This is a genomic window from Janthinobacterium sp. BCJ23, from assembly GCF_059617945.1.
This window is the reverse complement of the sequence record NZ_JCAQAW010000016.1, coordinates 1-10069: the sequence shown is the minus strand read 5'-3', so window position 1 is coordinate 10069 and position 10069 is coordinate 1. Positions and strand designations below refer to the sequence as shown.

The 10069-nt window shown below is 65.3% G+C and carries 6 protein-coding genes and 1 pseudogene; 4 read left to right on the top strand and 3 right to left on the bottom strand.

Features of this window, described 5'->3' with window-relative positions:
* On the bottom strand, positions 1–5938 hold a 5938-nt coding region (locus AC54AG_RS28140), incomplete at its 3' end, for a beta strand repeat-containing protein (RefSeq protein WP_496632617.1).
* 323 nt (positions 5939–6261) lie between these two features.
* Here AC54AG_RS28140 and AC54AG_RS28135 point away from each other — a divergent pair.
* The 4 genes and pseudogenes from AC54AG_RS28135 to AC54AG_RS28120 form a co-directional block, all read left to right on the top strand.
* Positions 6262–6438: pseudogene (locus AC54AG_RS28135) on the top strand (phage tail protein); the annotation flags it as partial.
* Between the two features lie 99 nt (positions 6439–6537).
* Positions 6538–6795 (top strand): phage tail protein, encoded by a 258-nt coding sequence (locus tag AC54AG_RS28130; RefSeq protein WP_254798449.1) that lies wholly within the window; start codon positions 6538–6540, stop codon positions 6793–6795.
* A 29-nt stretch (positions 6796–6824) separates the two neighbouring features.
* Positions 6825–7358, top strand: a complete 534-nt coding sequence (locus AC54AG_RS28125; RefSeq protein WP_496632615.1) for a phage tail protein — start codon at positions 6825–6827, stop codon at positions 7356–7358.
* Between the two features lie 48 nt (positions 7359–7406).
* On the top strand, positions 7407–7940 hold the full coding sequence (locus AC54AG_RS28120; RefSeq protein ID WP_331778075.1) for a phage tail protein: 534 nt from the start codon (positions 7407–7409) through the stop codon (positions 7938–7940).
* Positions 7941–8003: 63 nt separating this feature from the next.
* Here AC54AG_RS28120 and AC54AG_RS28115 read toward each other — a convergent pair whose 3' ends face one another.
* Together AC54AG_RS28115 and AC54AG_RS28110 are read right to left on the bottom strand one after the other, a co-directional pair.
* On the bottom strand, positions 8004–8297 hold the full coding sequence (locus AC54AG_RS28115; RefSeq protein ID WP_496632613.1) for a DUF6916 family protein: 294 nt from the start codon (positions 8295–8297) through the stop codon (positions 8004–8006).
* A gap of 165 nt (positions 8298–8462) precedes the next feature.
* Positions 8463–10069 (bottom strand): autotransporter domain-containing protein (locus tag AC54AG_RS28110; protein ID WP_496632611.1); only part of this gene is annotated, 1607 nt, incomplete at its 5' end.

Below are 10069 nucleotides of genomic sequence, written 5' to 3'. Positions count from 1 at the left end.
CCTGCAGGGTCAGCGCTTGCTGCACCGTGAACTGGTGCACATCCTTCGCCTGCAAGGTAAAGGCAAAGCTGCCCGCCACCGTCGGCGTGCCACTGACGATGCCGGTCGCCGCATCGAGCGCCAGGCCGGTCGGCAAAGCGCCGCCGCTCACGGCATACGCATACGGCGCCACGCCGCCGGCGGCCGTGAAGGTCTGGCTGTAGGCATCGCCGGCGCGGATCGCCGCCAGGCTGGCCGGCGTCAGGGTCAAGGTGGGCGCCGCGACGGCCAGCGTATAGCTGTTGGTCGCGCTGAACGGCGCCCCCACGCCCGTGCTGCTGTCCATGACCTTGATGCTGAACGGGAAACTGCCCGCCACATTTGTCGTGCCGGACAGCACGCCGGTGGATGCGTTCAGGCTCAGGCCCGCTGGCAGCGAACCAATCACGGCGAAGCTGTAGGGTGCCGTGCCGCCTGTTGCCGTCAGGGTCGCGCTGTAGGCCGCTTCGGCCGTCGGGTTGAGCAAGCTGGCCGGGGTCAGGCTGACCGTGGCTGACGCGACCGTCAGCGTATAGCTTTGCGTGCCGGTGAACTGGTGCGCATCTTCCGCCTGCACGGTCAACGTAAAACTGCCGGCCGCCGTGGGCGTACCGCTGAGCAAGCCGCTGCCGCTCAGAGTCAGGCCGGCAGGCAGGCTGCCGCTCGACACCGTATAGGCATACGGAGCGACGCCGCCGCTGGCCGTCAGTTGACGGCTGTACGCCGTGGCCGCTGTCGCTGCCGGCAAGGTGGCTGGGGTCACGGTGATGGTTGGCGCGCCGACGCTCAGGGTGTAGCTGTTGGTGGCGCTGAACGGCGCCCCTGCCCCCGTGCTGCTGTCCGTGACCTTGATACTGAACGGGAAACTGCCCGCCACATTCGTCGTGCCGGACAGTACACCCGTGGCCGCATTCAGGCTCAGGCCAGCGGGCAAGGTACCGCTGCTAACGCTGAAGGTGTACGGCGCCGTGCCGCCCGCTGCCGTCAGCGTCGTAGTGTAGACCGCTTCCGCCGTTGGATTCGGCAAGGTGGCCGGCGTCAGGCTGACCGTGGCCGAGGACACCACCAGCGTGTAGCTGCGCGTACCGATAAACTGGTGCGCATCGGCCGCTTGCGCCGTCAACGTGAAACTGCCGGCCGCCGTCGGCGTGCCGCTGAGCAAACCGCTGCTGCTCAGGGTGAGGCCCGCTGGCAGGCTGCCGCTCGACACGGTATAGGCATACGGAGCGACGCCGCCGCTGGCCGACAATTGCTGACTGTATGCCGTGGCCACTTTCGGCGCCGGCAAGGTGCTTGGCGTCACCGTGATGGCCGGCGCGGTAACACTCAAGGTATAGCTGTTGGTGGCGCTGAACGGCGACCCCGCGCCCGTGCTGCTGTCGGTGACCTTGATACTGACCGGGAAGCTGCCGGCCACATTCGTCGTACCGGACACCACGCCGGTGGATGCATTCAGGGTCAAGCCGGCAGGCAGGTTGCCGCTGCTGATGCTGAAGACGTAGGGCGCCGTGCCCCCCGCCGCTGTCAATGTTGCGGTGTAGGCCGCTTCCGCCGCCGCATTCGGCAGGGTGGCCGGCGTCAGGCTGACCGTGGCCGAGGACACCACCAGGGTGTGGCTGCGCGTACCGGTGAACTGGTGCGCATCGGCCGCTTGCACTGTCACGGTGAAGCTGCCGGCCGCTGTTGGCGTACCGCTGAGCAAACCGCTGCTGTTCAAGGTCAGGCCCGCTGGCAGGTTACCGCTCGATACCGTATACGCATACGGAGCGATGCCGCCGCTGGCCGCCAATTGCTGGCTGTATGCCGTGGCCACTTTCGGCGCCGGCAAGGTGCTTGGCGTCACCACGATTACGGGGGCGGCAACGCTCAAGGTGTAGCTGTTGGTAGCGCTGAACGGCGCCCCTGCCCCCGTGCTGCTGTCCGTAACCTTGATGCTGACAGGGAAGCTGCCCGCCACATTGGTCGTACCGGACACCACGCCGGTCGATGCGTTCAGGCTCAAGCCGGCCGGCAAGGTACCGCTGGCCACGCTGAAGGTGTATGGCGCCGTGCCGCCCGCCGCCGTCAAGGTTGCTGTGTAAGCCGCTTCCGCCGTCGCATTGGGCAGGGTGGCCGGCGTCAGGCTGATATTGGGAATACCCACCGTCACCGTCACGGTGGCCGGTGCCGACGTGCCGCTGGCGTTGGTGACCGTATAGGTAAAGCTATCGGGACCGCCATAACCTGCCGTCGGCGTGTAGCTGATGCTCGTGCCGCTGGCCGTCGCCGTGCCATGCGATGCTGCGGATGCCACCGCGACCGACACCGCCGCGCCGCCGCTCAGGTTCAGGGTGATTGGATTGGCGCTGCTGCCGTACGCCACCGTGGCGCTGACGGCGCCGGCCACTGGAGCCGCCACCACCACCGTGCCGGAATAGGCACGCGAACCAGTGAAAGGGGCGCCGGCACCCGTGCTGCTGTCGGTGGCGGTAACGGTAAAGTTATACGCACCGATCGCCGTCGGCGTGCCGGACAAGGTACCGTCCGGCGCCAGGCTCAGTCCCGCTGGCAGGCTGCCAGCGCTGACGGCATAGTTATATGCCGCCGTGCCGCCGGTGGCGCTGATACCCTGGCTGAAGGCGACGCCAGTGGTCATTGCCGGCAGACTTGCAGGCGCGATGCTGATCGTCGGCGCCGCTACCGTCAGCGAATAGGCGCGTGCGCCCGAATACGGGCCGCTGCCCGTCGAACTGTCCGTGGCGAGCACGGTAAAGTTGAAGGTACCGCCCGCCGTTGGCGTACCCGACAGCACACCGGCGCTGGACAAGCTCAGGCCAGCCGGCAAGGCACCGGCGCTGATCGCGTACGCATATGGCGCCAAGCCGTTCGCTGCGCTGATGCTCTGGCTGTATGCCGCACCGATTGCTGCGCCGGGCACGGTGGCTGGCGCGACCGTCACGGTCGGCGCACCGACGGTGATCGTCACGGTGGCCGGTGCCGACGTGCCACTGCCATTGGTGGCCGTGTAGGTAAAGCTGTCGCTGCCGCCATAACCTGCCGTCGGCGTGTAGGTGATGCTGGTGCCGCTGGCCGTCGCCGTGCCATGCGATGCAGCGGACGCCACAGCCACCGAGGTGGCGGCACCGCCGCTCAGGACCAGGGTGATCGGATTGGCGCTGCTGCCGTACGCCACCGTCGCGCTGACTGCGCCGGCAACGGGCACCGCCACATAAGTGAACTGGTCCGCCGCACCGGTGGCGCTGGTGCCGCCAATCGTGGTCACGCGCACATCGACCGTGCCCGTGCCGGCGGGCGCCGTCGCCGTGATTTGCGAAGCGCTGTTGACCGTAAAGCCGGTCGCTGCCGTAGCGCCGAACGTTACCGCCGTCGCACCGCCAAGATTCGCACCGGTGATGGTGACGCTGGCGCCACCGGCTGTGGGACCAAAGGTGGGGGAAATACCGCTCACCACCGGTGCACCCACATACGTGAACTGGTCCGCCGCGCTGGTGGCGCTGGTGCCGCCAACCGTGGTGATGCGCACATCGACCGTGCCGGTGCCGGCCGGCGCCGTTGCCGTGATCTGCGAGGCGCTATTGACGGTAAAGCCGGTGGCCGCCGTGGCGCCAAAGGTCACCGCCGTCGTACTGGCAAAACCTGTGCCGGTGATGATGACCGTGGTGCCGCCCGTCGTGGGCCCCGCCGTCGGTGAAATGCTGCTGACCACCGGTGCCGCCACGTACGTGAACTGGTCCGCCGCGCTGGTCGCGCTGGTGCCACCCGTCGTCGTGACGCGCACGTCGACCGTGCCGGCGCTGCCGGCTGGCGCCGTGGCCGTGATCTGCGTGGCGCTGTTGACCGTGTAGCCAGTCGCCGCCGTGGCGCCAAAGGTCACGGCCGTGGCGCCCGTAAAGCCCGAGCCCGTGATGGTGACGCTCGTGCCCCCGGTAACCGGACCGGCAGCGGGCGAAATGCTCGTCACCGCCGGCACCGCCGCATAGGTGTACAGATTCCCGGCGCCGGTGGCGCTGGTGCCGCCGGCCGAAGTGACGCGCACGTTGACCGTGCCTGCGCTGCCCGCCGGCGCCGTCGCCGTGATCTGCGTGGCGCTGTTGACCGTGTAGCCGGTCGCCGCCGTGGCGCCGAAGGTCACGGCCGTCGTGCCGCTAAAGCCCGTGCCTGTAATGATGACCGTGGTGCCGCCTGCAGTTGTGCCGGCGGTGGGCGAAATGCTGCTCACCACTGGTGCGGCCACATAGGTAAATTGATCGGCGGCGCTGGTGGCGCTGGTGCCGCCCGCCGTGGTCACGCGTACATCCACGGTACCCGTGCCCGCTGGCGCCGTCGCCGTGATCTGCGTGGCGCTGTTGACGGTAAAGCCCGTCGCCGACGTGGCGCCGAAGGTCACCGCCGTCGTGCCGCTAAAACCCGTACCGGTGATGGTGACGGTGCCGCCGCCAGTGGTCGGGCCGGCCGTGGGCGAAATGCTCGTCACCGTCGGCGCCGCCACATAGGTAAACTGGTCCGCCGCGCTGGTGGCGCTGGTGCCGCCCGTCGTGGTCACGCGTACGTCGACCGTGCCGCTGCCACTCGGTGCCGTCGCCGTGATCTGCGTGGCGCTGTTGACCGTAAAGCCGGTCGCTGCCGTGGCGCCGAAGGTCACGGCCGTGGCGCCCGTAAAGCCCGTGCCCGTGATGGTGACGCTGGTGCCGCCGGCGGTAGGACCTGCCGTGGGCGAAATGCTGGTGACCGTCGGCGCAGGAATATACGTGAACTGGTTGGCGGCGCCGGTGGCGCTGGTGCCGCCGCTGGCGGTGACGGTGACGTTCACGGTGCCGGCGCCGCCGGCTGGCGACGTGGCGGTCATGGTCGTGGCGTTGACGACGGTAATGGCGACGCCATTGTTGGCGCCAAACTTCAGCGCCGTGACGCCCGTAAAGCCGGTACCGGTAATGGTGACGGCCGTGCCGCCAGTGCTGGGGCCGGACGCAGGCGTCACGCCTGTGATGGTCGGCGGCGGCTGGGCATTGATCACCAGGGAATAGCTTCTGGACGTGTTGTACGGTCCATTGCCGCCCGTGACATCGGTGGATTTGATCACAAAGTTATAGGTACCCAGGGCGGTGGGCGTGCCCGAAAGCAGGCCGCTGCTCGACATGTTCAGGCCCGTGGGCAAGGCACCCGACTCCACCACATAGGTATAGGGCGCGGTGCCATTCGCGGTCGACATCTGCTGGCTATAGGGCGTCGCCAAGCCTCCCGCCGTCAGGGTGGTGGGGGTGATGGACAAGATCGGTACGGCGATCGACACGGAATAGTTCTTGATGACCACCTGCGGCGTGCCCGGGGTCGAGTCGGTAACCTTGACGCCGAACACATAGGCGCCGGTAGCCGTCACGGTGCCGGAAATCACGCCGCTCGGCGATACGCTGATACCGGGTGGCAAGGTGCCTGAATCGAGCACATAGGTGTATGGAGCGATGCCGCCACTCGACGACATGGTCTGGCTGTAAGGTGTGCCAATCACGGGCGCGGTCAAACTGCCCGGCAACACCGTAAAGGCAGCCGCCGCGGGCGCGACTGTCACGGTGAAAGTCACCTCCTTGCTATCCTCGTCGAGCAGGATAAAACTGTCGGACAGCGCCCCGTCGCCATTGTTGATATAGGTGGCGATGCCATCGCTGTTATTGACGAGGCCTGTAATCGTGCCGTGCAAGGGCGTCGCGTTATTGTCAATCAGGCCGAATCCGCTGCAGGACGACAGGTCGATGATATGCGAGCCGCCCGAGGCGACTGAAAAACTCTGGCTGGCCGTACATTTCACGCTCGGCACGGCCTGCGCAGGATTGGCGACGAACGCCAGCATCAGCAGGCACAGCGCAGCGAACCACTGCCCGAGACGGCAAGCTAACAACGTCCCGCTGGCGCCGCGATCCGACATTCGTTTCCGATTTCCAGCAAACAAGGCGAGCAGAAAAGAAAGTGCCGGACGGCCGATGATGTCGTTGCAAATACGCGACATAGTTTCTCCAATACAGAGTTTTTCAGACAAAAATGAAGGTGATTTCAGGCCGTCAGCGCTGCCCATTCCGGGCTCTTCTACAGTGCCAACATATGTTGACGCTTGCCATATGACAACGTATGCTACTCCGAGATTTCAATAAAGTAACTATAACAAAAAGGGTTTTTTAAAACGCAACATTGATTGCAAATGGAAAATATTATTCGTTTGCCATTGAGCTGCATTCCAACCGTGGGAGAACGATGATGGCTGATGTGTATCTAGGACAAATCATGATGGGCGGCTTCAATTTTGCGCCGCGTGGCTTTGCAGCATGTAACGGGCAATTGCTGCCCATTGCGCAGAATCAGGCGCTGTTTGCACTGCTGGGTACCGCTTACGGGGGGAACGGCAGTAACACCTTTGCCTTGCCTAACTTGCAAGGCTGTACCCCGGTTGGCGCGGGTACTTCGGCCGATGGCGCGTGGCAACCATCGCCATACCAGACCGGTACGCGGGCGGGGCAGGAGACTGTCACCTTGCTAGCGACCCAAATTCCGCCGCACACGCATGCGGCCAATGCGGTGACGACGCCGGGCACCTCGAAAAACCCCACCAATACCCTGTTTGGCGGCAGTGGCGCGGAATCCATCTACGGTTCGGCGGGACCGCAAGTGACCCTGTCCAGCCAGACCTTGGCGTTGGCCGGCGGCAACCAGGCGCATCCCAACATGCAGCCGTTCTCGGTCATCAACTTCAATATCGCTTTGAGCGGTATCTTCCCATCGCGCAACTAACGAATCCGCCACTCTTACGGAGCATAGTCATGACCACACCCTATGTCGGCGAAATTCGCCTGTTTGCCTTTTCCCGCATTCCCAGCGGCTGGTTCGCCTGCGACGGCAGCCTGAAATCGATCGCCGAGAATGAAGTCCTGTTCGTCCTGCTGGGTACTACCTACGGTGGCGACGGGGTCAACACCTTTGCCGTGCCCGACCTGCGCGGCCAGGTTCCCCTGCACATGGGTACCGGTCCAGGCCTGAGCAACCGCCCCCTCGGGCAACGAAGCGGCAGCGAATCGGTGACCCTGCTGCCGACCCAGCTTCCTTTGCATACGCACCCGTTCAGTGTGAACAGCACCCTGGCGACCTCGAACGTGCCGGCGGCCAACCTGCTGCTGACTGCCCCGTCGAATAACGACAAGATGTACACGAGCGACCTGACCGGCCTGACCGCCTATGCACTGGCAAGCGCCGCCACGGGCGCGACAGGCGGCAACCTGCCGCACGAGAACACCATGCCAACCCTGACAGCGTCATTTTGCATCGCATGGGCAGGCATTTTCCCATCCCAGCAATAACAGCCGGCACGCAAGCGCAGTCCCTAAAATCGATCAGGAGAACCTACCGTGACCTCACCATACCTTGGCGAAATACAAGTCTTCGGCTTCAATTTCACACCCTACGGATGGGCCAGCTGCAATGGCGCCACCCTGCAGATACAGCAATATTCAGCCCTGTTTTCCTTGATCGGCACGCAGTATGGCGGCAATGGGACCACGACCTTCCAGTTGCCCAACTTCACGGGACGCGCGCCGTGCAGCCAGGGCCAGGGGCCGGGCCTGACACCGCGCGTGATGGGCGAGACCTTCGGCACCAACAGCGTCACGTTGAACACCACGGAAATGCCGAACCACGCCCACCAACTCAATGTGTACCGCCAGCCCACCGCCGCCCTGCAGCACAACACACCGCTTCCGGGCGATGGCTTGATTGCCCTTGGCGGCACGTCCGCGTTCGTGCCGGCAACGCCACCCAATGTATCGCTGTCCCCGACCGCGATCGGTAGTGCCGGTGGCGGCCAGGCGCACGAAAACCGCCAGCCGATGCTGGCGTTGAATTTCTGCATCGCGCTGCAAGGCGAATTCCCGTCATTCGACTAAGTTGGATTCATCCAGGCAGGCGGCGCCAGCGCGGTGCCGCCCTGCCCTTCTCGCGTACCGGCCTCAGTTGAACACCGCCTGGTACAGAAAGCCGTGGCTGTCACGCGCCACCGGCACCAAAAAGATACCCATCTCGCCAAACGCCTCATGCTGCATCTGGAAGATTTTCTGGCTGAACAGGATGGGCGAGCTATGGTGAAACAGCAGACTGAACGGCTTGCGCATCAAGCCCTCCAGGGTCGCTGACGGCAGCGGCTGCACTTCCTTCAGGACAAAGGCGGCATTGCCGTCACTGGCCGCAATAAACGTCTCGTTGATGCGTGCGGCAAAATGTTCAAGGGTCAGGACAGTCATCATTCCAGGTATTCCATTCCGTAAGCAGTGTGGTGAAGACGATGCCTGATTCTAATGGAATCATTGCCGCCCTGGCACGGCAATGACATGAAAAACCAGGCGCCACATGCGCCGCGGGGCGGAAGCACCGGCTCCCGCCCCGCGGCGTCACTTCCTTGATTCACAACGCTACTTGAGCGGCATCGCGATACCGAACATCACGGACTGGGTACGTCCGCTATCGATGTTCAGATTGCTGTTGTAGTCCAGCGTGATGGTCATGCCGTTCGACAGCAGCAGCTTGACGCCCAGGCCCGCCGCCCAGTTGCCCGTCTGCTGCGGCACCGTGCGGATCACGTACACGGGGCCTTCGGCCACCAGGTCGGCATATGCCAGGCGCGCATCATCGGCGCCCTGGAACTGGTGCCGGTACTCGAGCCGTGCGCGCGGGAACCACGTGCCCAGGCCGCCCACATAGATGCCTTCGGCCCGCACACCGAGCGCGCCGATGCGCGAACGCACGGTCTGCTTGAAGTAGCTCAGGGCGTTGATGCCCGCCGCCTTTTCCATGTACGGATCGAGCTTGGCCGACATCAGTTCCACACGGCCGTACGGCGACCACATCCAGGTGTCATGGCGCATCTCGATGCCGCCGACGACTGCGCCGAACACCTGCTTGCCGTCGCGCTCGCCCGTGGCGAAACCGCTGCCATCGGCGAGGTAGCGCGACGCGTCGTACTGCAAGGTGCCGTAGCCGAGCACGCCGTCGAGGAAGACGCCCTTGCTCGGACGCAGGCTGCCATACACGGCCGCCACGGCGCTGTCGGCCGTGCTGCGGCTGCCGTTCTGGCCCACGTCGCTGCGGTCATGGCTGAAACCGGCGCCCACGCCCAGGGTCGCCAGGTCGCTGAGGCGGTAGTCGCCCCCCACGCTCACGCCGTTGGTACGGAAGCGGAAGCCCGTGTCGCGGCCATTCACATAGTGCTGGCCGAAATCGACCGCGCCACCGAGCCACAGCGCTAAGGCCTGCTTCTGCGTATCGGGCTTTTGCGGCATGTCCGGCAAGCCGCTGGTGGCGCCGCTGACATCGACCTGCTGCCGTTCATCGCTGCTGAAACCAGCGCCTGGCTGGCGCAAGGCCGCCTTGCGCATGAACGGTTTGACGGCCGTGCCGAACACGCGGTCCGCTTCGTCCGCCTGCCAGCGCGCCAGCGCCGCCGTCGGGTTGCCGCTGTCGTTCGGCGGCGTCAGGCTCAGGCCAAAGCTCGAGCGTCCCCAGCCATCGCCATGCAGGCTTTCCAGGCGCTGCGTGAAGTTCGACAGCTGCGCGCTGGCGAAACGCCGCGCCGCATCGGCTTGCGCCGCCTGCAGGCCGATCACTTCCGGATCGACCGACGGGTCGCGCCGCGCCGTCACGGTGACGTTGACCACGCCCGGTTTCGAGGTCGCATACGCATTGCTCAGGGTGTAGCTGACGACGGCCGCGCCGGCGAATTTGCCCGAGGCCGCAAAGCTCAGCTGGTACGACGGCTTGCCGGCCGTGCCCACGTCGCGCACCACCACCTTGCCCGCCTCGGCCGGCGCCACGCTCAGCACATTCGCCGCCGTGAACGGACCGCCCGTGGCGCCCGCCGTCAGGTCGACAGTGACCGTCAGGCCGGCCACCACTGTGACGCTCTGGCTGAGCACTTGCGGCATCGGATTGACGGTAATGGTCGACGTCACCGGCGCCGAGGTGCCGAACGCATTCGACAAGGTATAGCCGATGTTGATCTCGCCGCTGGTGTTGATGCCTG

Excerpts from the sequence above, each read along its gene's own strand:
- AC54AG_RS28125 (WP_496632615.1), top strand. The coding sequence starts at position 6,825 with ATGACCACACCCTATGTCGGCGAAATTCGCCTGTTTGCCTTTTCCCGC.
- AC54AG_RS28115 (WP_496632613.1), bottom strand. The coding sequence starts at position 8,297 with ATGATGACTGTCCTGACCCTTGAACATTTTGCCGCACGCATCAACGAG.